Origin of the sequence: Streptomyces griseorubiginosus, from assembly GCF_017614965.1 — a bacterium.
Classification (GTDB): domain Bacteria; phylum Actinomycetota; class Actinomycetes; order Streptomycetales; family Streptomycetaceae; genus Streptomyces; species Streptomyces griseorubiginosus_B.
The window spans coordinates 1-22440 of record NZ_WVUG01000003.1; the positions used below are offsets into that span (position 1 = coordinate 1).

Annotated in this window: 22 protein-coding genes and 1 pseudogene; 14 read left to right on the plus strand and 9 right to left on the minus strand. The window is 69.8% G+C overall.

Going from position 1 to position 22440, the window contains the following annotated elements:
- Positions 1–306: pseudogene (locus GRC12_RS00950) on the plus strand (hypothetical protein); the annotation flags it as partial.
- Between the two features lie 79 nt (positions 307–385).
- Here GRC12_RS00950 and GRC12_RS00955 read toward each other — a convergent pair.
- Positions 386–1312, minus strand: a complete 927-nt coding sequence (locus GRC12_RS00955; RefSeq protein WP_208776671.1) for an oxidoreductase — start codon at positions 1310–1312, stop codon at positions 386–388.
- Positions 1313–1448: 136 nt separating this feature from the next.
- Between GRC12_RS00955 and GRC12_RS00960 the strand changes: the two genes are divergently transcribed.
- The gene (locus GRC12_RS00960) at positions 1449–2054 is read left to right on the plus strand and encodes a TetR/AcrR family transcriptional regulator (RefSeq protein WP_208776672.1); all 606 of its coding nucleotides are present in this window, start codon (positions 1449–1451) and stop codon (positions 2052–2054) included.
- Between the two features lie 12 nt (positions 2055–2066).
- Here the strand turns inward: GRC12_RS00960 and GRC12_RS00965 are convergent, their stop codons facing one another.
- From GRC12_RS00965 to GRC12_RS00980, 4 genes are all read right to left on the minus strand, one after another.
- Complete coding sequence (locus GRC12_RS00965; RefSeq protein ID WP_208776673.1) at positions 2067–2453, minus strand: MarR family winged helix-turn-helix transcriptional regulator; 387 nt, start codon at positions 2451–2453, stop codon at positions 2067–2069.
- 103 nt (positions 2454–2556) lie between these two features.
- A complete protein-coding gene (locus GRC12_RS00970; protein WP_208776674.1) occupies positions 2557–2907 on the minus strand; it encodes a VOC family protein in 351 nt (116 codons plus the stop codon).
- Positions 2908–3019: 112 nt separating this feature from the next.
- The gene (locus GRC12_RS00975; protein WP_208776675.1) at positions 3020–3763 is read right to left on the minus strand and encodes a class I SAM-dependent methyltransferase; all 744 of its coding nucleotides are present in this window, start codon (positions 3761–3763) and stop codon (positions 3020–3022) included.
- A 49-nt stretch (positions 3764–3812) separates the two neighbouring features.
- Entirely contained in the window at positions 3813–4838 is a 1026-nt protein-coding gene (locus GRC12_RS00980) for a LacI family DNA-binding transcriptional regulator (RefSeq protein ID WP_208776676.1), read from the minus strand.
- A 56-nt stretch (positions 4839–4894) separates the two neighbouring features.
- Between GRC12_RS00980 and GRC12_RS00985 the strand changes: the two genes are divergently transcribed.
- A complete protein-coding gene (locus GRC12_RS00985) occupies positions 4895–6091 on the plus strand; it encodes an RNA-guided endonuclease InsQ/TnpB family protein (RefSeq protein WP_208776677.1) in 1197 nt (398 codons plus the stop codon).
- A 34-nt stretch (positions 6092–6125) separates the two neighbouring features.
- On the opposite strand, the gene GRC12_RS00990 is transcribed toward GRC12_RS00985, so the two are convergent.
- From GRC12_RS00990 to GRC12_RS01000, 3 genes are read right to left on the minus strand one after another with little or no spacing between them, the layout of a single operon-like run.
- Positions 6126–7031 (minus strand): carbohydrate ABC transporter permease, encoded by a 906-nt coding sequence (locus GRC12_RS00990; protein ID WP_208776678.1) that lies wholly within the window; start codon positions 7029–7031, stop codon positions 6126–6128.
- Entirely contained in the window at positions 7028–7951 is a 924-nt protein-coding gene (locus GRC12_RS00995) for a carbohydrate ABC transporter permease (RefSeq protein ID WP_208776679.1), read from the minus strand. Before GRC12_RS00995 ends, GRC12_RS00990 begins: the two co-directional genes overlap by 4 nt.
- Positions 7948–9267 carry an ABC transporter substrate-binding protein gene (locus tag GRC12_RS01000; RefSeq protein ID WP_208776680.1) on the minus strand — a complete coding sequence of 440 codons (1320 nt, stop codon included), beginning with the start codon at positions 9265–9267 and terminating at the stop codon, positions 7948–7950. The genes GRC12_RS00995 and GRC12_RS01000 overlap by 4 nt, the downstream gene beginning before the upstream one ends.
- 230 nt (positions 9268–9497) lie before the next feature.
- Here GRC12_RS01000 and GRC12_RS01005 point away from each other — a divergent pair, with 230 nt between their 5' ends.
- A complete protein-coding gene (locus GRC12_RS01005) occupies positions 9498–11519 on the plus strand; it encodes a beta-galactosidase (protein ID WP_208776681.1) in 2022 nt (673 codons plus the stop codon).
- A 146-nt stretch (positions 11520–11665) separates the two neighbouring features.
- Positions 11666–13225 (plus strand): glycosyl hydrolase 53 family protein, encoded by a 1560-nt coding sequence (locus GRC12_RS01010; protein ID WP_208776682.1) that lies wholly within the window; start codon positions 11666–11668, stop codon positions 13223–13225.
- Positions 13226–13275: 50 nt separating this feature from the next.
- Here GRC12_RS01010 and GRC12_RS01015 read toward each other — a convergent pair whose 3' ends face one another.
- Positions 13276–14115 (minus strand): ribonuclease BN, encoded by an 840-nt coding sequence (locus tag GRC12_RS01015; RefSeq protein ID WP_244371865.1) that lies wholly within the window; start codon positions 14113–14115, stop codon positions 13276–13278.
- A 180-nt stretch (positions 14116–14295) separates the two neighbouring features.
- Between GRC12_RS01015 and GRC12_RS01020 the strand changes: the two genes are divergently transcribed.
- The 9 genes from GRC12_RS01020 (at position 14296) to aspA (ending at position 22438) form a co-directional block, all read left to right on the plus strand.
- The gene (locus tag GRC12_RS01020; RefSeq protein WP_208776683.1) at positions 14296–15258 is read left to right on the plus strand and encodes an SMP-30/gluconolactonase/LRE family protein; all 963 of its coding nucleotides are present in this window, start codon (positions 14296–14298) and stop codon (positions 15256–15258) included.
- 165 nt (positions 15259–15423) lie between these two features.
- On the plus strand, positions 15424–15885 hold the full coding sequence (crcB, locus tag GRC12_RS01025) for a fluoride efflux transporter CrcB (protein WP_208776684.1): 462 nt from the start codon (positions 15424–15426) through the stop codon (positions 15883–15885).
- Complete coding sequence (locus GRC12_RS01030; RefSeq protein ID WP_208776685.1) at positions 15882–16262, plus strand: DUF190 domain-containing protein; 381 nt, start codon at positions 15882–15884, stop codon at positions 16260–16262. Before crcB (GRC12_RS01025) ends, GRC12_RS01030 begins: the two co-directional genes overlap by 4 nt.
- Positions 16259–16636, plus strand: coding sequence for a fluoride efflux transporter CrcB (gene crcB, locus GRC12_RS01035; RefSeq protein ID WP_208776686.1), 378 nt, complete (start codon positions 16259–16261; stop codon positions 16634–16636). Before GRC12_RS01030 ends, crcB (GRC12_RS01035) begins: the two co-directional genes overlap by 4 nt.
- A 69-nt stretch (positions 16637–16705) precedes the next feature.
- Entirely contained in the window at positions 16706–17542 is an 837-nt protein-coding gene (locus GRC12_RS01040; protein ID WP_208776687.1) for an undecaprenyl-diphosphate phosphatase, read from the plus strand.
- A 154-nt stretch (positions 17543–17696) separates the two neighbouring features.
- A complete protein-coding gene (locus tag GRC12_RS01045) occupies positions 17697–18374 on the plus strand; it encodes a FadR/GntR family transcriptional regulator (RefSeq protein WP_208776755.1) in 678 nt (225 codons plus the stop codon).
- Complete coding sequence (locus GRC12_RS01050; protein WP_208776688.1) at positions 18371–19834, plus strand: amino acid permease; 1464 nt, start codon at positions 18371–18373, stop codon at positions 19832–19834. Before GRC12_RS01045 ends, GRC12_RS01050 begins: the two co-directional genes overlap by 4 nt.
- A 31-nt stretch (positions 19835–19865) precedes the next feature.
- A complete protein-coding gene (locus tag GRC12_RS01055) occupies positions 19866–20882 on the plus strand; it encodes an asparaginase (RefSeq protein WP_208776689.1) in 1017 nt (338 codons plus the stop codon).
- Between the two features lie 143 nt (positions 20883–21025).
- Positions 21026–22438, plus strand: a complete 1413-nt coding sequence (aspA, locus tag GRC12_RS01060) for an aspartate ammonia-lyase (RefSeq protein WP_208776690.1) — start codon at positions 21026–21028, stop codon at positions 22436–22438.
- Positions 22439–22440: the final 2 nt, after the last annotated feature.

A 22440-nucleotide genomic window follows, 5' to 3' on the forward strand; every position in this document is an offset into this window, starting at 1 on the left:
CCCTTCGACCCCGACCCCGCCCCGGACGCCCACATCCGGCTGACGTATGTGGAGTTCGAGGCCGCGGCGGCCATGCTGGAGGCGGCGGGTTTCCGCGCCGAACGCCCCACCGAGGAGGCCTGGCCGCACTTCCACGGCTGGCGCGTCAACTACGAGGCCATCGCCTACGAGCTGTGCCGCCGCTGCGACGCCGTGCCCGCGCTGTGGACCGGGCCGCGCGACTTCGACTCGACGCCCGTTCCGCCGCGCCGTCCCGCGGACCGCAGACCCGGCGAGGGGCGGCGCGAGCTGCCTCCGGCCGGCTGAGCCGGGTGACGGCGTCAGAAGGCGACCGCGGTGGCGAGGCAGAGGAGGCCGAGAACGAACATGGCGGCGAGCAGACCGATCACGGACGTGCCCCGGCGGTGGCGGCGGCCGACAGCGGGAAGGTGACGCCGGTCAGTTCCTCGGAGACGGTCCACAGCCGGCGCGCGGCCGAGGGGTCGCTGGCCGCCGCCGAGCGGCCCACCAGGGTGGGGGCGCCGCGCATCTCGCCGAGACCGTCCGGTCCGACGTAGCTCGCACCGGGCAGGTCCTGGACGGCGGCGTAGAGCGTGGGCAGGGCGCCTGCCTTGTTGTCCTGGGCGACGAAGCGGTTGCCGACCCGCATGAACAGACGGCGCAGGACGCTGCCGTCGTGGCTCTGGAGGTTGGTGGCGGCCCAGCCCGGGTGCGCGGCCGTGGCACGTACGGCCGAGCCGCTCTCGGTCAGGCGGCGCTGGAGTTCCAGGGTGAACAGCAGGTTGGCCAGCTTGGACTGGCTGTAGGCCTTCATCGGGGCGTATTCGCCGCTGAGGTTGAGGTTGTCGAAGTGGATACGGGGGCTGCCCGGCATCCGGTGGGCGCCGGAGGAGACGGTCACCACCCGGTCGGTGATGTGCGGCAGCAGCAGGTTCGTCAGGGCGAAGTGGCCCAGATGATTGGTGCCGAACTGCGTCTCGAAGCCGTCCTTCGTGGCGGATTCGGGGATGTTCATGACACCGGCGTTGTTGACGAGCAGGTCCAGGTCACCCTGCCAGCCGGCGGCGAACTCGCGCACGGAGGCGAGATCGGCGAGGTCGAGCCTGCGGACCTCCACGCTGCCGTGTACGCCCGCCGCCGCGGCCGCGCCGCGCCGGGGGTCCCGTACGGCGAGCACCACGTGCGCGCCCGCACCGGCGAGTGCCTCGACGGTGGCGATGCCGAGTCCGCTGTTGGCGCCGGTGACGACGGCGGTGCGGCCGGTCTGGTCGGGGATGTCGGTGACGTTCCACTTGCTGGATGCAGTAGTCATGGCATCGAATGTAGGCGTTGCCAACAATGCTGTCAATGCCAACAATGGTGGCGACGCCAACAATGCTGTCGCCGACAACAAAGCTGACGATGGCAACAATGTAGGCGGAATAAACATGACCGGTACACTGACGGCCATGCACACCCGCACACGCAGCTACCACCACGGAGACCTGCGCGCCGCGCTGCTGACCCGCGCCGAGGAGACGCTGCGGGAGAAGGGGCCCACCGCACTGTCGCTCCGGGAACTCGCCCGCGACCTGGGCGTCAGCCATGCCGCGCCCAGCCGCCACTTCAAGGACAAGCAGGCACTGCTGGACGCCCTGGCACGAGTCGGCTTCGAGCGGCTGCGCGAGACACTGGAGGCGTCACAGGAGGACACCGGGGAGGCGTTCGCGGAGCGCCTCGAAGCGATGTTCCGGGCGTACGTCGGTTTCGCGCTGGACAATCCCGCGCTCCTGGAGCTGATGTACGCGCTCAAGCACGCCCCCGAGGCCTCCGCGGAGCTGGTCGAGGCGACCCGGCGCTGGTCGGAACTCCTCGAGCGGGTGATCGACGAAGGGCAGCGCCGCGGTGAGGTCCGCAAGGGGGAACTGGAGCGCGTGGGCGTGCCGATCTTCGCGGCCCTGCACGGATACGCCGAGCTCGCGGCCACCGGGCATCTGCCCCCGGAGGTTCACGAGCACGGTCTGGACGAGGTGATCGCCTTCACCCTGCGCGGCTGCGCCCCCGACGGGGCGTGAGACGGGCGGGTTTCAGCCCAACATGCGCTGAAGCGCCGCCCGTTGCAGGGGCAGAACCTCGGCGTGCAGGTCGCGGCCCTTGTGGGTGAGCGTGACATACACGCCGCGCCGGTCCTCCACGCACACGGAGCGCTCCAGCAGACCGTCCTTCTCCAGCCGTCCGATGAGCCGGGACAGCGCGCTCTGGCTGAGATGGACCCGGCCGACCAGGTTCTGCACCCGGCACTGGTCACCCTCCCGGGGTGCCTCGGACGCGAGGAGGTCGAGCACCTCGAAATCGCTCGCGCCCAGGCCGTGCGGGTGCAGCACCCGGTCGATCTCGCACATCGTGCGCGCGTGCACGGACAGGATGTCCCGCCACTTCTCCTCGAGCCCGGCCCCGGCCGTCTTCGCTGCCATACCCGCACGGTAACACCGAATGAGCCATTCGTTGAGTGTGCAACCAATGCGGGTGCATGCAGCGCCGGTGCATGCGGAGCGGGTGCATGCGGCGCGGCGGTCGTCAGGCGGCCGGGTCCTCGAGCAGACCGATCAGATTGCCGTCCGTGTCCTTGAGCGAGGCGATCAGCCGGCCGTTGCCGACGTCCCGGACGTCCTGCACGATCTCCGCACCGGCCTCCACCAGCGCGGCCAGCCGCCCGCGGATGTCGGTCACGTGCCAGTACGGCACCGGCCCGGTCAGGCCCTGGGCGTGACCGTTGGGGTCCAGTCCGACGTCCTGCCCGGCGTCCTTGAAACCGACGTAGTAGGGCTCGTCGGCGTACGGCTCCACCTCCAGCAGGGCGCTGAAGACGGCCTTCGCCCGGTTGATGTCCTTGACGGGGTAGATGATGGTCTTCAGGCCGGCAGTCATGACGGGCTCCTCCGTGTCCGGTGGTCCGACGGGTTTCCGTCGGTGGTTTCACGCTAGGGCGGGGGAGCGGGCTGTGGCTTCTCGGATCCTGACCGGTTGCGCCGAGGGGGGCTCAGCGCTCCGCCACCAGCAGCCGGTAGCCGACGTCGACGCTGTCCCGGGCGAGCAGATCCGCGTGCCGGGCGTGCCAGCGACCCGAGGACAGATCTGCGGCGAGCTTCGCCAGCCCGGGCGCCAGGACGTCCTCGCCCGTCTGGGCCAGCAGGGAGACACCGGCCCGCACCCGCGGATCGAGGTAGGCGTGCGGCCGACGCCAGAAAGCGGCCCCGAAGCCGTCCGTGCAGTCGTACGGGACCGGCACGGGCTCCTGACGCGCCCCGCCCAGCCAGGCGGCCAGCCGGTCGACGGGAAGGGCCCGGGCGTCGTCGAAGACGGCGACCTCGGGAAGGTACTCGCGCACCAGCCAGAACCGCTCGCGGAAGACCTCCTGGTCCCAGGTCAGCACCACGATCCGGCGCCGGGCGACCCGGCACAGCTCGGCGACCCCGGCCGCCGGATCACTCCAGTGGTGGACGGTCAGCAGCGCCATCACCGCGTCGGCGGCACCGTCCCGCAACGGCAGACGCTCGGCGACCGCGCGCACCGCCGGGGCGGAACCGGGCGGCCGCTGGCCCACCATCACCCGGCTCGGCTCCACCGCGAGCACGGTGCACGCCGGCTCGTAGGAACCGGTACCGGCCCCCACGTTCACCACGTCCGTGGCGTCCCCGAGCGCGGCGTGGACCCGCGCGGCGATCCGCGGGTCCGGCCGCCGGGTCAGGCCGTACGTCGTACCGAGCGAGTCGTAGAGGGCCATGGCCCTCAGTATGCGAAGCGACCGGCACACCGGGGGCCCGTTCGCGACGTTACGTCGAGTCCCGCTTCACCAGCTCCGTCGGCAGGATCACCGCCGCCGCGTCCTCGCCCCCGATCTGCGCCAGCAGCACCCGCACCATCTCGGCGCTGATGCGGTCGTAGGGCTGACGGATCGTGGTGAGGGCGGGAGTGGCCTCCGTGGCCGCGCTGGAGTCGTCGAAGCCGCCCACGGCGACGTCCTCGGGCACCCGACGGCCCGCCCGGCGCAGCGCCGCGAGCGCCCCCTGCGCCATCAGGTCCGAGGCCACGAACACGGCGTCCATGTCCGGGGCCTGCGCCAGCAGCCGCTCGGTGCCCGCGTCACCGCTGGCCCGGCTGTAGTCACCGGAGACGACGAGCCGCTCGTCGATCTCGATGCCGGCCTCCGTCAGCACCTCCCGGTAACCGGCGAGACGGTCCACACCACCGGGCAGATCCAGCGGACCGGTGACCATGCCGATGCGCCGACGCCCCAGGGACAGCAGATGGCGCACCATGTCCCGGGCCCCGTCCCGGTCGTCCGCCGCCACGTAACTCACCTTCGAACCCGGCCCCATGGGCTTGCCGCACTGCACCAGCGGCACCCCCGCCTTGCGCAGCTCCTCCGCGACCGGGTCCCCGGAATGACTGGAGACCAGCAGTACCCCGTCCACATGCCCGGCGGTGATGTACCGCGTGATACGCCGCCGTTCGTCCTTGGTGCCCGCCAGCATCAGCAGCAACGGGATGTCGTGCGCCGCCAGCGCCTGCGTGCAACCACTGAGCAGGACATTGAAGTTGGGATCCTCGAAGAACCGCTCCTGGGGCTCCGTCAGCAGAAACCCGACCGAGTCCGAACGCCCGGTGATCAGCGAACGGGCGTGCCGGTTGACCACGTAACCCGTCTTACGGATCGCGGCGTTGACCGCCTCCTGCGCGGCCGGGCTGACATAGTGCCCACCGTTGAGCACCCGAGAGACGGTCCCCCGCGAAACCCCGGCCTCACGCGCCACATCATGAATGGTCGGCGGCCTCCGCCGGCCCCCCGTGCTGCTCATCCCGTCACCTCGTCTCGCTGCGGGTAAGGATGAGGCGATGCCATAGTTTGCGAACGATGACTTCCGCACCGCTGAAGCGTGCCTTCAAGTATCGCTTCTACCCGACCCAGGGGCAGGCGGCCGAGCTGTCGCGCACCTTCGGGTGTGTGCGCAAGGTCTACAACCTGGCCCTCGCCGCCCGCGCCGAGGCCTCGGCGCACGGTGAGCACGTGGGCTACGCCGCCACCTCGGCCCTGCTCACGGCATGGAAGAAGACCGAAGAGCTGTCCTACCTGAGAGAAGTGGCGTCGGTTCCGTTGCAGCAGACGCTGCGGCATCTGCAAACAGCCTTCGTCAACTTCTTCGAGAAACGGGCCCGGTACCCGCGGTTCAAGTCGAAGAAGCGGTCGCGGAAGGCGGCCGAGTACACCGCGAGCGCGTTCCGTTACAGGGACGGGAAGCTCACCCTGGCGAAGATGACCGAGCCCCTGGCGATCGTCTGGTCCCGGCCCTTGCCCGAGGGCGTGGTGCCGTCCACCGTGACCGTGTCCCAGGACGGCTCGGGACGCTGGTTCGTGTCCCTGCTGTGCGTCGATACGGCCATCACCCCGCTGCCGGCGAACGGCTGTGCGGTTGGTATCGATGTCGGCCTCGAGCACCTGCTGACCCTCTCCACGGGCGAGAAGATCGCCAACCCTCGGTACGAGCACCGGGATCGCGCTCGCCTCGTCAAGGCCCAGCGGTCGCTCGCCCGCAAGGCCAAGGGGGAGGGCGCCAACCGGGCCAAGGCCCGGAGGGCGGTCGCACGGATCCATGCCCGGATCGCCGATCGGCGCCGGGATCATCTGCACCAACTCACCACTCGGCTCGTGCGTGACAACCAAACGCTCGTGATCGAGGATCTGGCTGTGCGGGACATGGTCAGGAATCGCAGCCTGGCCCGTGCCATCGGCGACGCGGGATGGGCGGAGTTCCGGAGCATGCTGGAGTACAAGGCCGCCTGGTACGGGCGCCAGGTGATCGCAGTGGACCGCTTCTTCCCATCCAGCCGGATGTGCTCCGTGTGCGGCGCCGTTACCGACACCATGCCGCTGGCCGTCCGCGCCTGGACGTGCGGGTGCGGGACGGTCCATGACCGGGACGTGAACGCGGCGAAGAACCTTCTGGCCGCCGGGCTGGCGGTGTCTGTCTGTGGAGCTGGTGTAAGACCTCAACGGTTAACTCCGGGCGGGCAGTCGGCGGTGAAGCAGAAACCCTCACAGCGCGAGCGGTGAGAGCCCCCTCGTCCGCGAGAGGGAGAAGTCAAGGTCATGACTTTACGGCCCCGGAGAGCAGATCAAGGCTCCAGAATCTCTGGATGACCAGGAAGAGGGCGATCAGGGGGATGACCGCCAGGAACGCACCTGTGATCACCAGGGTGTAGAGGGCCGGCTGGTTGGAGCCCTGTTCGAGGAGGGTGTAGAGGCCCAGGGTGATCGGGAACTTCTCGTCGTCGCTGAGCATGATGTACGGGAGCAGGAAGTTGTTCCACACGGCCACGAACTGGAACAGGAACACCGTGACCAGGCCGGGCACCATCATGGGCAGGGCGACCCGGGTGAAGATCCGCCATTCGCCCGCCCCGTCCATGCGGCCGGCCTCGACCACGTCGGCCGGTACGGCGGCGGTGGCGTAGATGCGGGCGAGGTAGACGCCGTAGGGGGAGAGGATCTGCGGGAGGAGTACCGAGAGGTAGGAGTCCGTGAGGTCCGCCTTCGCCAGGAGGAGGTACTGGGGGATGGCGAGGATGATCGGCGGCATCAGGACGCCGGCGAGCAGGACGTTGAAGATCGTCTCGCGGCCGCGGAAGCGGTAGGCGGCCAGTGCGTAGCCGCTGAAGGCCGAGACGCAGGTCGACATGAGGGCGCCGAGTCCGGCGTAGAGGGCGGAGTTGCCCATCCACTTCCAGTAGACGCCGTCGCGGTAGGCGCTCAACTGTCTGATGTTGTCGGCGAAGCCGGTGCCGGGCAGGAAGGTGAAGGTGGAGAACAGTTCGCGGCCGGACTTGGTGGAGGCGATGACGACCCAGGCGACCGGCAGGAGGGTGTAGATCGCCCCGATCAGCAGGGTGACGGTGGGGACGAGCGCGATGCGGCGGCGCAGTGGGGGGCGGTCCTGGGCGGCGCCGGTGGTGCCGGCCGCCGAGGGGATCTTCTGGACGGCGAGGGAGCTCATCGTGCCTCCTGCTTCTGGCGGCGGTTCGCGGCCCGCAGGAAGCCGAAGGACAGGGCGAGTGTGGCGATGGCGATGATGACGGCCTCGGCGGCGGCCTGGTAGATGTCGCCCTTGCGGAACGCGTCCTGGTAGACGGTCATCAGCGGACTCCAGGTCAGGGGCAGGGAGTTGGTGAGCGGCTTGAGGGTGGTGGGCTCGTTGAACACCTGGAGGGTCGCGATGATCGAGAAGAAGAAGGTGAGCACCAGGGAGGGCGACACCATCGGGATCTTGACGCGCAGTGCGATCTGCAGCGGGCTCGCGCCGTCCAGTTTCGCCGCCTCGTGGACCTCGGCGGGGATCGAGCGGAGCGAGGTGTAGATGACGATCATGTTGAAGCCGGTGCCGCCCCAGACCGCGATGTTGGACATGGCGAGGTAGAGCGGGCCGCCGTCGAGGAGGTCGGGCTGCGGCAGGTGCAGTTTGTCGAGCAGGTAGTAGAACGGGCTGACGTCGGGCAGGTACAGGAAGCCCCACATCAGCGCGGCGACGACGCCGGGGATGGCGTACGGCAGGAAGATCGCGAGCCGGGTGAAGGGGGCGAGGCGGACCTTCTCGGAGTCGAGCATGAGCGCGAAGAGGAGGGCGAGGCCGAGCATCACGGGGACGACGATGCAGCCGTAGCCGAGGACGCGCAGCGCGCCGTGGGTCAGGTCGCCGTCGGTGAGGGCGTCGGTGTAGTTCTCCAGGCCGGCCCAGACCTCGTTGCGGGCGCCGGAGCCCAGGCCGAGGCCGGAGACGTGCACCTTGCGGAAGCTGAGATAGAGGGCGTAGCCGATGGGCAGCGCGAAGAACAGGGCGAAGAGGATCGCGGCGGGGAGGAGGAAGGCATACGGGGCCCCCTTGACCCCGTACGGCCTCCGGCGGGCGGCGGTGGTCACTGGGAGACCTCGAAGCCCTGCTTCTTCAGGTCGGCGACGGTGGCGTCCTGCATGGTGTTCAGGGCGGCGACGAAGTCCGACTTGTTCTTGGCGGCGGCGCCGAAGGCGTCGTTGAAGGTGGTGTAGGCGACGTTCACGTTGGGGCCCCAGGCGGAGGGTGCGGTGGTCTTCGCGATCTCGGCGGCCTTGGTGTAGAAGTCCGGCTGGTTGGCGAAGTAGGCCGGGGGAGTGGCGAAGGCGCCGCTGGTCTGGGCGTTGGTGGCGGCGGGGTAGATGCCGCTATCCTTGGCGAGGGCCTCCAGTGCGGTGCCGTCGGTGTTGAGCCACGCGGCGAACTTGGCGGCGGCGGCCTTGTGGGCGGAGTCGGTGGTGACGGCGGTGGAGGAGCCGCCCCAGCTGCCGGTGACGTTCTGGCCGGCGGACCACTGGGGGAGCGGGGCCATGGCCCACTTGCCCTTGGTGTCGGGTGCGGCGGTGGTCAGGGTGCCGGGGGCCCACACGGCGGAGACCCAGGCGATCTGCTTGCCGGTGTCGAGCGCCTTGTTCCAGGCGGGGGTGTACATCGGCTGGTTGTCGATGGCGCCCTCCTTGACGAGGCCGCCCCAGAACTTGGCGACCTTCTGGGTGGCGGCGTCGTCGATGCCGACCTTCCACTCGTCGCCCGAGGTGGTCCACCACTTGGCGCCGGCCTGCTGGGCGAGGCCCGCGAAGAGGCCGGAGTCGTTGGCGGAGAAGGTGGTGAGGTCCTTGTCCGGGGCCTTCTTCTTGAGGTCGCGTGCCACCTGGGCGAACTCGTCCCAGGTGGTGGGCACCTTCAGGCCGTACTTCTTGAAGAGGTCGGCGCGGTAGTAGAACATCATCGGGCCGATGTCCTGGGGGACGGCGTAGACGGCGTCGGTGCCGAGGGTGGTCTGCTGCCAGACGCCGTCGGCGAACTTGCTCTTGGCGTCGCCGACGTCCTTCGCTATGTCGGCCAGTGCGTCGTTGCTGACCAGGGTGGGCAGTGCCTGGTACTCCGCCTGGACCAGGTCGGGTGCCTTCTTCGCCTTGTGCGCGGTGAGGATCTTGGTGACCAGCGAGTCGCCGGACGCCTGCTTCTTCACCGTGACCGTGATCTGGTCCTTCTTGCCCGGGCCCTTGTTCCAGAGGTCGACGACCTTGTCCATGCCGGGCGTCCAGGTCCAGTACGTCAGCGTCACCGGGCCGGGCTCGGCCTTGCTGTCGTCGTTGGAGGAGCCGCAGGCGGCGAGTGCGGTGGCGCCGAGGGCGACGGCGACGGAAGTGGCCACGAGGCGACGGCGCTTCGTGTTGGGCATGGATCTCTCCCCTGACCTGGGTCCCCGCCCGGTGCGGGAACCTGCCATGCGCATCACATGAGCCGGTCCCCGCCTGGCGCGGGGACCTGTCATGCTGCTCTGTGAGCGTTCACAGTAGAGAAACATCCCGGACACTTGTCAATGGTTGTTGCTGTGCGGTTATGTTGGGCTCACACCGCCGCCGCTGTGTGTGCACGTTCCCAAATGATCGACACATCGGGAGAGATCCAATGCCGGAGACCACCCCACGGGGCCTCACCAGGCTCGCCTTCGGCGGGGACTACAACCCCGAGCAGTGGCCGGAAAGCGTCTGGCAGGAGGACGTCCGGCTGATGCGGGAGGCCGGGGTGACGATGGTGAGCGCCGGGATCTTCTCCTGGGCACTGCTGGAACCCTCACCCGGGGTGTACGACTTCGGCTGGCTCGACCGCCTGCTGGAGCTGCTGCACGCCAACGGCATACGCGTCGACCTGGGGACGCCCACCGTCTGCCCGCCGGCCTGGTTCTACCGGGCCCACCCCGACGCGCTGCCGGTGACGGACCAGGGCGTGCGCTACGAGTTCGGCTCCCGCGCCGCCATCTGTCACAGCAACGCCGACTACCGAGCCGCCGCCGCGGACATCACCACCCGCCTCGCCGAGCGTTACGGCGACCACCCGGCCCTCGCGCTGTGGCACGTGCACAACGAGTACGGCGTCCCGGTCTCGGCCTGCTACTGCGACTCCTGCGCCGCCCACTTCCGCCGCTGGCTCGAGGCGACGTACGAGAGCGTGGACGCCGTCAACGAGGCCTGGGGGACCGCCTTCTGGGGTCAGCGCTATGCCTCCTTCGGCGAGATCAACCCGCCGCGCGCCACCCCCACGGCCGTCAACCCCGCTCAGGCTCTGGACTACAAGCGCTTCGCCGACGCCACCATGCGAGAGAACTTCGTCATGGAGCGGGACATCCTGCACCGCCTCTCACCCGGCGTCCCGGTCACCACCAACTTCATGACCGCCCTCAGCCAGTGCGACTCCGTCGACTACTGGGCCTGGGGCCGCGAGGTCGACCTGGTCACCAACGACCACTACCTGATCACCGACGGCCGCCGCACCCACGTCAACCTCGCGATGGCCGCCGACCTCACCCGCTCCGTCGCCGCCGGCGCGCCCTGGCTGCTGCTGGAGCACTCCACCTCGGGCGTCAACTGGCAGCCCCGCAACCCCGCCAAGGCCCCCGGGCAGATGGCCCGCAACTCCCTGGCCCACGTGGCCCGCGGTTCCGACGGCGCGATGTTCTTCCAGTGGCGCCAGTCCCGGCGCGGCGCCGAGAAGTTCCACTCGGCGATGCTCCCGCACGGCGGCACGGACACGCGCGTGTGGCGCGAGGTCGTCGAACTCGGCGCTTCCCTGGACTCGTTGAGCACGGTCCGCGGCACCCGTACCGAGGCCGACGTGGCCGTCGTGTGGGACTGGCAGTCCTGGTGGGCGCAGAACCTCGCCTGGCGGCCCAGTGCGGACCACGACCCGCGCGAGCGCGCCGACGCCTTCTACGAGGTGCTCTACGACCGCCACCTCACGGTCGACTTCGCCCACCCGGAAGCCGACTTGTCGAGATATCCCCTTGTCGTCGTACCGGCCCTGTACCTGATGACGGAGGCGGCAGGGAACAACCTCAGGGAGTATGTCGGACACGGCGGCACCCTCGTCGTGTCGTACTTCTCCGGCATCGTCGACGAGCACGACGCCGTGCACGAGGGCGCCTACCCGGGCGCGTTGCGGGACGTCCTCGGTCTGACGGTCGAGGAGTTCTCGCCGCTGCTGCCGGGGCAGTCGACGCGGATCACCGGTCCGGACGGCTCCGAGCTCGCCGGGGACGTGTGGACGGAGTTCGTGGTGCCGCGCGGCGCGGAGACCGTGTGGACCTACGCCGACGGCCTGACCGCGGGCCATCCGGCCGTCACCCGCAACCGTCTAGGCGAGGGCACCGCCTGGTACGTCTCCACCCGGCTGGGCGCCGAGGGCCTGGACGCCCTGCTGGGATGGGCGATCGAGGACGCCGGTGTGGGCCCGCGCGCGGATCTGCCGCGCGATGTGGAAGTGGTGCGCCGCACCGGCGAGTCGGGCAGCCACCTGTTCGCGATCAACCACACCGCGTCCGACGCGAAGGTGCCGCTGGAGGGGCACGGCACCGAGTTGTTGACCGGTGAGCGCGCCGCGGGCCGCCTGGAGGTGCCCGCCGGGGCCGTTCGGGTCGTGCGACTCGACGGCTGAGCCGACTCCCCTCCGCCCGCGTGTGCCACGAGAGCCGTGGGCGGAGGGGCTCTCCCTCCGGGTGCCACCGGAAGGAACCCCATCGGGGAAACCCCCACTGGAGGGGACGCCCCATCCCCATCACGTCGAAGGGACGACGGACGACGATGTTCCATCCCAGACGCACACTACGGGCCCTGCTGCTGCCGCTCGTGGCCGGGCTCGCCCTCATCGCCCTGCCGGCCACCACCGCGCACGCCGCGAGCACGCTGACCAACGGCGGCTTCGAGTCCGACGGCGCGGGCGTGGCCACCCCGGCCGGCTGGTCCGAGTACGGCGACACCGGCGCCTCGTACACCGAGTCCGGTGGTCACAGCGGCGGTTACCGCCTGTCCCACTACTCGTCCTCCGCGTACAAGGTGGAGACCTACCAGTACCTGTCGGGGCTGGCTAACGGCAGTTACACGCTGACCGCCTGGGTCCGCTCCAGCGGTGGGCAGAACTCCGCCTACATCGCCCTGAAGAACTGCGGCAGTCCGGAGCAGCGCACGGACCTGCCGGTGTCCACCAGCAGTTGGGTCCGCATCGTCACGTCGATCAAGGTGACCGACAACCAGTGCACCGTCAGCATCAACAGTGACGCGAACGCGGGCAACTGGATCAATGTTGACGACCTGACCTTCACATCCGGATCGACCGGCCTGTCGATCAAGGGAGCCGACATCTCCTCCCTCGCCAAGAGCGAGGCACTCGGCGGCGTCTACCGAACCGGCTCCGGCACCGCCGGCGACGCGGTCACCATCCTGAAGAACGCCGGCATGAACTACGCCCGCCTGAAGGTGTGGGTCAACCCGGCCGACGGCTACAACAACAAGACCCGCGTGCTGGCCATGGCCAAGCGCGTCAAGGCCGCCGGCATGAAGCTGCTGATCGACTTCCACTACTCGGACACCTGGGCCGACCCGGGCAAGCAGACCAAGCCCGCCGCCTGGTCCGGCCACGGCTACAGCCAGCTGAAGACCGACGTCTACAACCACACCTACGACGTCCTGAGCGCGCTCAAGGCGCAGGGCACCACGGCCGACATGGTCCAGGTCGGCAACGAGATCAACGGCGGCATCCTGTGGAGCGAGGGCTCCACCGACAACTGGTCGCAGCTCGCCGGACTGCTCAACTCCGGCTACGGCGCGGTCAAGGCGGTCTCCGCCGGCACGCAGGTCGCGCTGCACCTGGCCAACGCCGGTGACGACTCCACGGTCCGCTGGTGGTTCGACAACGCCAAGACCTACGGCATCAACTACGACGTGATCGGCCTGTCGTACTACGGCTACTGGCACGGCTCGCTCGCCGCCGCGCAGACCACCCTCGACGACGTGGTCTCCCGCTACGGCAAGCCGGTCTTCGTCGCCGAGACGGCCTACCCCTTCACCCTGGCCCAGGACGACCCGCTGGAGAACCAGATCGACACCAGCGGTGAACTGGTCACCGGCTACCCGGCCACCCAGGCGGGCCAGCTGGCGTGGATGAACGCGGTCGCAGGCATCGTGGAGGCGGTCCCCGACCACAAGGGGCTGGGCGTCTTCTACTGGGAGGCCACCTGGACCGCGGTCACCGGCAACGGCTGGGACCCGGCCGACTCCACCTCCGGCAACGGCTGGGAGAACCAGGCGCTGTTCGACTACAACGACAGGGCCACATCGGCCTTGAGCTGGTTCAGCCACCGCTGAGCCGACGAGCCGAGGGCCCGGTCGCAGGGGAGCGGCCGGGCCCTCACCCCTCACGCTCGGTTCCTGCGGGGGAGGTACTCGCCGTGCTCCTCCTCGCCCTCCTCGTCCTCCTCCTCGGGCTCGTCCGTGTACCCGAAGCGCTCACACAGCAGGCGCCCCACCAGGGCGCCGCCGTACACGACGAAGCCGACGCCGACGAGCCAGGACTCCACGACGAGGATCGTGCCGACGGGGCCGTAGCTGACCGCGTTGGTGACCAGCAGGGGAGTGAACACCAGGTAGGAGAACCAGCGCAGGCCCACCAGGCCCGCCATGGTCGCGAGGGCGCCGGGCAGCAGATGGCGCCACTGCACCTGGCGGTGGAGCAGGAAGTGCGGCCCCCACCAGAAGAACAGCACCCCGATGGCCACGCTGAGCACGATGCGCGGCGGTCCCTGCAGCACGTTCCGGGTCTGCACCTGCGCGTACACGTACATCATCAGGACGACCAGCCACACCACCTGCTGCCAGAGGCGGTGCCAGGGACCGGCGTACGGCTTCCAGATCCGCTCGTAGCCGCTCTGCACGCTGGAGGCGAAGGACAGGCCGAACAGGGCCAGCAGCGCGATGCTCCAGGCGCCGGTGGTGCTGACGACCCGCTTGGGCGGGCCGAAGACGCTGGTCAGCGCGTGGGCGGAGCGGCCGGACAGGTCCATGCCGTCCACCAGCCACAGCGCGAACCCACCGTGCCCCAGCGGGTCCGCCGCCGCGACCACGATCAGCAGCGGTGCGAGCGTGACCAGGGCCAGGGTCGCGAATCCCATGGCCCGGTGGAGCAACTCCAGCTCCTTGCCCCGCCGGTGCAGTTCGGCAAGCCCCAGCCGATGCCACCAGGCGGCCGACCGTGACATGGGGACCACCCCTTCTGGATTCCGGTACGCCTTTACGCGCATGGTCCGGTGGGGACACTGGGGGCGATGTCCAGAGTGGCCCCGAAACCCCGGAGGTAAACCTGATCGGGTGACGCGGTACCCGGTGTGCCGTCGTCCGCATGGCAGCGTGAACCGTCCGACCTCGTCGAGGAGCTTTCCATGGAGCGTGCCACCGAACTCGTCCCGCTGCGGTACGTCGCCATCGGCGGCCGGGGCCCGGAGGACGTCGTCGCCGACGCCCGCGGCCGGGTGCTGACCGGAGTGGAGGACGGCCGCATCCTGCGCGTCGACGGTCTCACCGAGCCGGGGCCGGCCCGTGTGGAGGTGCTCGCCGAGACCGGGGGCCGCCCCCTCGGCCTCGAACTCCTTCCCGACGACGTCCTGTTGGTGTGCGACGCCGAGCTGGGGCTGCTGCGGGTCGATCTGCGCGAGGGCATCGTCCGGATCCTCGCCGACTCGGTGGCGGGGGAGCGGCTCCGCTTCTGCAGCAACGTCGTGGCCCTGTCCGACGGCAGCGTCTGCTTCACCGTCTCCAGCCGCCGCTATCCCCTGGACCAGTGGATCGGCGACATCGTCGAACACACCGGCACCGGCCGGCTGCTGCGCCTGGCCCCCGGCAGCGAGCGCCCCGAAGTGCTGATGGAGGGGCTGCAGTTCGCCAACGGACTGGCGCTGAGCGGCGACGAATCCTTCCTGGTCGTCGCCGAGACCGGCGCCCGCCGCCTCACCCGCTACTGGCTCACCGGTCCGCGGGCCGGACACGGTGAGCCCTTCACCGAGAACCTGCCCGGCATGCCCGACAACATCTGGCGCGCCGCCCCCGACGGACCCATCTGGGTCTCCCTGGCCGGCCCGCGCGTCCCCCCGCTCGACCTGCTGCACCGCGCCGCCCCGGCCGTGCGCCAGGCCGCCGCCCGCGTCGCCGTCCACGCCCCCTACCGCCCCACCGGCACCGTCGGCGTCCTCGCGGTCGACGACCGGGGCGGGATCGTCCACCACCTCGCCCGCCGCCGCTCCGGCTACCGCTTCGTCACCAGCGTCTGCGAGGCCGCCGGCCACCTGGTCCTGGGCAGCCTGTGGGAGCGGGGCCTGGCGGTGTGCGAGCGACCGGCCCCGAAATGACCTCGGCGCGGCCCGGGCGCTACCCTGTAGCCCGGCCGCGACCCCTCGCGGCGCGGCGGTGGGGCCCGCCGTACCCGAACCGCGGCTGTGGTGCCGCCAACGGTCCCTACTTGCGACGGAGCGGCGCCCGCACGCCCGGGCCCCGGCGAGTAGGAGACGTACGACATGACTGCCCCGGAAGCCGAGAGCCTGCGCGCCCGCCCCCGTACCCCGCGACCGCCCGCCTGGCGTGCCCAGGCGCCCGTCGTCGCGGTGGTCGCGCTCGGCGGCGCGATCGGCGCCACCGGGCGGTACGCGCTCTCCCTGTGGTGGCCGACCCAGCCCGGCGGCTTCCCCTGGGCGACCCTCTGGACCAACGTCGTCGGCTGCGCCGTGATCGGCGTCTTCATGGTCGTCATCACCGACGTGTGGGCCGCCCACCGCCTGGTGCGCCCCTTCTTCGGCACCGGCGTGCTCGGGGGCTTCACCACCTTCTCGACCTACGCCGTCGACATCCAGAAACTGGTCGACGCCGGCCACCCCCGCACCGGGCTGGCCTATCTCGCCGCGACCCTGCTCGCGGCCCTGTCGGCGGTCTGGCTCGCGGTGGCCGCGGCCCGCCGCGTCCTGAAGTGGAGGCAGCCATGACGAGGCTGACCGGCAGCGCCCTGCGCGTGACCGTCTTCGTCGGCGAGAACGACACCTGGCACCACAAGCCCCTCTACTCCGAGATCGTGCACCGCGCCCACGCGGCCGGGCTCGCGGGCGCCAGCGTCTTCCGCGGCATCGAGGGCTTCGGCGCCTCCTCACTGATCCACACCTCGCGGCTGCTGTCGATGAGCGAGGACCTGCCGGTCGCGATCGTCGTCGTGGACACCGAGGAGCGGGTCCGGGCCTTTCTGCCGCAGCTCGACGAGCTCGTCGACGAGGGTCTGGTGATCCTCGACGACTGCGAGGTCATCCGGTACGCCGGCCGAACGGATGAACCCGGCAAAACGGTCACGAAGGGTAAGAAGTCGTTGTGAACTGGCTGTTGGTCGTCGCAGGCGCCGTGATCGGTGCCCCGCTGCGCTATCTGACCGACCGGGCGGTCCAGTCGCGGCACGACTCCGTCTTCCCCTGGGGCACCTTCCTGGTGAACGTCTCCGGCTGCCTGATCCTGGGCCTGCTGACCGGGGCGGTGGCCGAGGGGGCCGCAGGTGGCCGGCTGCAGCTGCTGCTGGGGACGGGTCTGTGCGGGGCCCTGACGACGTACTCGACCTTCTCGTACGAGACCCTGCGCCTGTCCGAGACCGGTGCGGGGCTCTACGCTGCCGCCAACGTCGTCGGGAGTGTGGCGGCGGGCCTCGGCGCGGCATTCGTCGGGGTGACGCTCGCCCGGGCCCTGTGGGCCGGGTGACGTGACCCCACGCGCGCGTAGTAAGACTGTCTACAGCACTGTCGACCAACCTTCTCAGAACTGGATTCCATGAGCGTCATCAACGTCGGTCAGGCCGCCGTCCTCGGAGTCGTGGAAGGGCTGACCGAGTTCCTTCCCGTCTCCTCCACCGGACATCTGAAGATCGCCGAGGGGCTCATGAGCATCCCCGTCGACGATGACGCCGTCGTCGGCTTCTCGGCCGTCATCCAGGTCGGCGCGATCGCGGCCGTGCTCCTGTACTTCTTCAAGGACATCGTGCGGATCTGTGCCGCCTGGGGCCGCGGGCTGGTCCACAAGGAGGAGCGCTACCACCACGACTACAAGTTCGCCTGGTGGGTCATCTACGCGACCATCCCGATCGTGATCGTGGGCCTGGCCGCCAAGCCGCTCATCGAGGGTCCGCTCGCCTCCCTGTGGGTGGTCGCCGCCTCGCTGATCGTCGGCAGTGGTGTGATGTGGGCGGCGGACCAGATGGGCCGGCACAAGCGCGGTGAGGACGACACCACCTTCAAGGACGCGATGCTGGTCGGCGGCTCGCAGATCCTCGCCCTGCTCTTCCCCGGCTTCTCCCGCTCCGGCGCCACCATGTCCACGGCCCTGATCCTGGACCTGGACCGGGTGGCCGCCACCCGGCTCTCCTTCTTCCTCGGCATCCCCGCCCTCACCGGCGCCGGCCTGTACGAGCTCAAGGACGCCCTCGGCACGGGCGTGGGCGCGGCCCCTCTCGCCGTCGGCACGGGCGTCTCCTTCGTCGTCGCCTACGCCTCCATCGCCTGGCTGCTGAAGTTCGTCGCCAAGCACTCCTTCAACGCCTTCGTCATCTACCGGATCGTCGTCGGCGTGCTGCTGCTCGGACTGCTGGCCAACGGCGCGCTGAGCAGCTGACCGCGGCGGGGCGCGGGGTCGTATTCAGGCCCCGCGCCCCGTGAATCTCTCTTTTCACAGCCCTTGACATCTCCCGTACGTCACCCGGAGGATCGCTCCCGTGAACCTGTCAGACAGCAAGACAGCCAGTCAGGGTCCGCGGCGCGTCAGCGCCATGGAAGCGGTCCTCGGGCATCTGCGTGCCGCCATCGAGAACGGCGACTACGCGGTGGGGGACAAGCTGCCCTCCGAGGCCGAGCTGTGCCGCACCCTCGAGGTCAGCCGGCCCGTGCTGCGCGAAGCCCTCAGGGCACTGCAGACGATGGGCCTGACCGTCTCCAAGACCGGCAAGGGCACCTTCGTCGTCGCCAGCACCGTCGAGGACCCCACTTTCGGCGACTACGCGGCCAGCGACCTGCTGGAGGTGCGCCGCCACGTGGAGATCCCGGTGGCGGGCTACGCGGCCCAGCGCCGCACGCCCGAGGACCTGGACCACCTGACGCACCTGCTGGAGCGCATGGAGCGGGAGACCGACACCACCTCGTGGGTCGCCCTCGACACGCTGTTCCACCTCGCCGTCGCCCAGGCCGCCCAGAACCCGGTCTTCCGCCGGGTCATCGAGGAGATCCGTGACGCACTGGCGCGTCAGTCGGCCTTCCTCAACGAACTGGGCGGACGCCGCGAGCAGTCCAACCGCGAGCACCGGGCGATCGTCGAGGCGCTGATGGACGGTTCCGAACTCGACGCGGTGGACGCCATGGCGCACCACCTCGACCGCGTCGAGACGACCCTCACCGACATCGTGCGCCCCGCGCGCACGGACCCATCCACGGAAGGCGGACCCGAGGCGTGAACGAGCAGTCCCTGCACGAGGGCGTGCAGAAACGTTCTGGCCATGTCGACGCCGGAGACGCGGGCTACAGCAAGTCCCTGAAGTCCCGGCACGTCAACATGATCGCCATCGGCGGCGCCATCGGCACCGGCCTCTTTCTCGGCGCGGGCGGCCGGCTGGCCGACGCCGGACCCTCCCTGTTCATCGCCTACGCGGTCTGCGGCGTCTTCGCCTTCCTGGTCGTGCGCGCCCTCGGCGAACTCGTCCTGTACCGGCCCTCCTCCGGCGCCTTCGTCTCCTACGCCCGGGAGTTCCTTGGCGAGAAGGGCGCCTACACCGCGGGCTGGATGTACTTCCTCAACTGGGCGACCACCGGCATCGCCGACATCACCGCCGTGGCCACCTACACCCACTACTGGGGCATGTTCTCCGACATCCCCCAATGGTTGATCGCATTGATCGCCCTCGCCGTCGTGCTGACCGTCAACCTGATCTCCGTCAAGATCTTCGGTGAGCTGGAGTTCTGGTTCGCGATCGTCAAGGTCGGCGCCCTCGTGGTCTTCATGTGCATCGGCATCTTCCTGCTGGTCACCCAGCACCCCGTCGACGGCGCGCACCCCGGCCCGGCCCTGATCACCGACAACGGCGGTGTCTTCCCCAACGGCCTGCTGCCCATGCTGCTGATCATCCAGGGCGTCGTCTTCGCCTACGCCTCCGTCGAACTGGTCGGCGTCGCCGCCGGTGAGACCCAGAACCCCGAGAAGATCATGCCCAAGGCGATCAACTCGATCATGTGGCGCGTCGGCCTCTTCTACGTCGGCTCGGTCGTCCTGCTGTCGATGCTGCTGCCCTGGAACAAGTACAGCTCCGCCGAGAGCCCCTTCGTGACCGTGCTCTCCAACATCGGCATCCCCGCGGCCGGCGGTGTGATGAACCTCGTCGTCCTCACCGCGGCCATGTCCTCGCTCAACTCCGGCCTGTACTCCACCGGCCGCATCCTGCGCTCCATGGCCATGTCCGGCTCCGCGCCGAAGTTCACCCGCGTGATGAGCCGCAGCCAGGTCCCGTACGGCGGCATCCTGCTCACCAGCGGTATCTGTGTCCTGGGTGTCGGCCTCAACTTCGTCGTCCCGGCGGACGCCTTCGAGATCGTCCTGAACTTCGCGGCGATCGGCATCCTCTCCACCTGGGGCATGATCATGGTCTGTCACCTGCTCTTCTGGCGGAAGACCCAGAAGGGCGAGCTGACCCGCCCCGGCTACCGGCTGCCGGGCTCCCCCTGGACCGAACTCGTGACGCTGGCCTTCCTCGCCTCCGTCCTGGTCCTCATGTACGCCGACGGAGGCGCCGGCCGCACCACCGTGCTGTGCCTGCCGCTGATCGTCGGAGCCCTGGTCGGCGGATGGTTCGGCATCCGCGGCCGCGTCGGACGCACCACCACCCAGAACACATCGAACACATCGACCGGAGCCGGCGCGTGACCCACGCGCCGCTCCCTGACAAGAGGCAGCGATGTTCAGCAGTTCCGTCGCGGACGCACCCCAGATCCGCGAGCCCCTCCACGCCCCCGTCGCCCACCTCATCCGCGGCGGGGTCGTCGAGGGCATCCACTACGGTTCCGTCGTCGTCCTCGGCACCGACGGGAAGGTCGCCTTCCAGCTCGGCGACATCGAGGCCGCCTTCTACCCCCGCTCGGCCCTCAAGCCCGTCCAGGCCGTCGCCATGGTCCGGGCAGGACTGCCGCTCGACGGCGAACTGCTCTCCCTCACGGCGGCCAGCCACTCCGGCGAGGAACGCCACCTCGCCGGGACCCGGCGGATCCTCGAACTCGCCGGGCTCACCGAGGACGCTCTGCGCAACGTCCCGGACATGCCGTTCGGCCCGGCCGTGCGGGACATATGGGTCCGGGAGGGGCGTTCGCCCTCCCGGCTCGCCCAGAACTGCTCCGGCAAGCACGCGGCGATGCTCTACACGTGCGTGCTCAACGACTGGCCGCTCGAGGGGTACCTCGACCCGTCGCACCCCCTGCAGCAGGCGATCGCCGAGATCGTCGAGGACCTCACCGGGCAGCGGATCGCGCGGGTGACGGTCGACGGGTGCGGGGCGCCTCTCTTCTCCGTCTCGCTGCACGGTCTCGCGCGGGCCGCCGCGCGGATCACCACGGCCGTCGCCGGCACGCCGGAGGCCCGGGTGGCCGACGCGATGCGTTCCCATCCCGAGATGGCGTCGGGTGCCGGGCGGGATGTCGCCGCGCTGATGGCGGCCGTGCCGGGACTGCTCGCCAAGGACGGGTTCGAAGGCGTTGAGGTCGCCGCGCTGCCGGACGGGCGGGCCGTCGCCGTGAAGATCGCGGACGGGGCGAACCGGGCGCGGGTTCCTGTGGCCGCGGCGGCGCTGGCGCGGGCCGGGGTTGATCCCGGGCTGCTCGTTCGGTTCCAAGGGGAGGAGCTTCTCGGAGGCGGGCGAGCGGTGGGGTGTGTGCGGCCCGTTCGTTCGTTGGAGCCGGTTGTCGTGCCGGCTTGCGCCTAGGGCTCTGCCGGATACGCGGTCGCGCGACTGCGGGCCGGATCGGGCTGGTCGCGCCCACGCGGCGGTAGCCGCATATCAATGACGTCCCGCGCCCCTACGGGGGCGCTTCACTTCCGTGTCTCAGAAAGAGGAACCGTACCCTCATGACCACCGCCGTCACCCGCAGCGAGCACGATCTGCTCGGCGACCGGGACGTTCCCGCCGACGCCTACTGGGGAGTGCACACCCTGCGGGCCACCGAGAACTTTCCCATCACCGGGACTGCGATCTCCGCCTATCCCCATCTGATCGACGCGCTGGCCGCCGTCAAGGAAGCCGCGGCGCTCGCCAACGAGGAACTCGGGCTGCTGGCGCCGGAGAAGGCCGCCGCCATCGTGGAGGCGTGTCGGGAGATCCGGGACGGCAAGTTGCACGATCAGTTCGTCGTCGACGTGATCCAGGGAGGTGCGGGGACCTCGACCAACATGAACGCCAACGAGGTCGTCGCCAACCGGGCGTTGGAGCTGCTGGGGCACGGGAAGGGGCAGTACCGGTTCCTGCACCCCAACGAGGACGTCAACCTGGGGCAGTCGACCAATGACGTCTACCCGACCGCCGTCAAGATAGCGACGGTGTTCGCGGTGCGTGGACTGCTCAAGGCGATGGCCGTACTGCAGGACTCGTTCGCCCGTAAGGCCGTCGAGTTCCGCGATGTGCTCAAGATGGGCCGTACACAGTTGCAGGACGCGGTGCCGATGACGCTCGGTCAAGAGTTCTCCGCGTATGCCGTCATGATTGACGAGGACCGCCACCGTCTTGACGAGGCCGTCCAGTTGATCCATGAGATCAACCTCGGGGCCACGGCCATCGGCACCGGGCTCAATGCTCCGGCCGGATACGCGGAGGCGGCCCGCCGCCATCTCGCGGCGATCACGGGGTTGCCCCTGGTCACCGCCGCCAACCTGGTCGAGGCGACCCAGGACTGCGGGGCGTTCGTCCAGATGTCCGGCGTGCTCAAGCGGATCGCCGTCAAGTTGTCGAAGAGCTGCAACGACCTGCGGCTGCTGTCGTCCGGGCCGCGCGCGGGGCTCGGGGAGATCAACCTGCCGCCGGTGCAGGCCGGGTCGAGCATCATGCCGGGCAAGGTCAACCCGGTCATCCCCGAGGTCGTCAACCAGGTCGCCTTCGAGGTGATCGGCAACGACGTCACCATCACCATGGCCGCCGAGGCCGGTCAGCTCCAGCTGAACGCCTTCGAGCCGGTCATCCTGCACTCCCTGTCGGAGTCCGTCACCCATCTGCAGAGCGCCTGCCTCACCCTCGCCGAGCGGTGCGTGGACGGCATCACCGCCAACACCGAGGCGCTGCGGGCGACCGTGGAGAACTCCATCGGCCTGGTGACCGCCCTGAACCCGCACATCGGGTACACGGCCGCCACCGACATCGCCAAGGAAGCCCTTGTCACCGGGCGGGGAGTGGCCGAACTCGTCCTGGAGAAGGGTCTGTTGCCCGCCGAGACGCTCGCCGACCTGCTGCGGCCCGAGGTCGTCGCCGGCAGCGGCTCACCCCTGGTCTGACC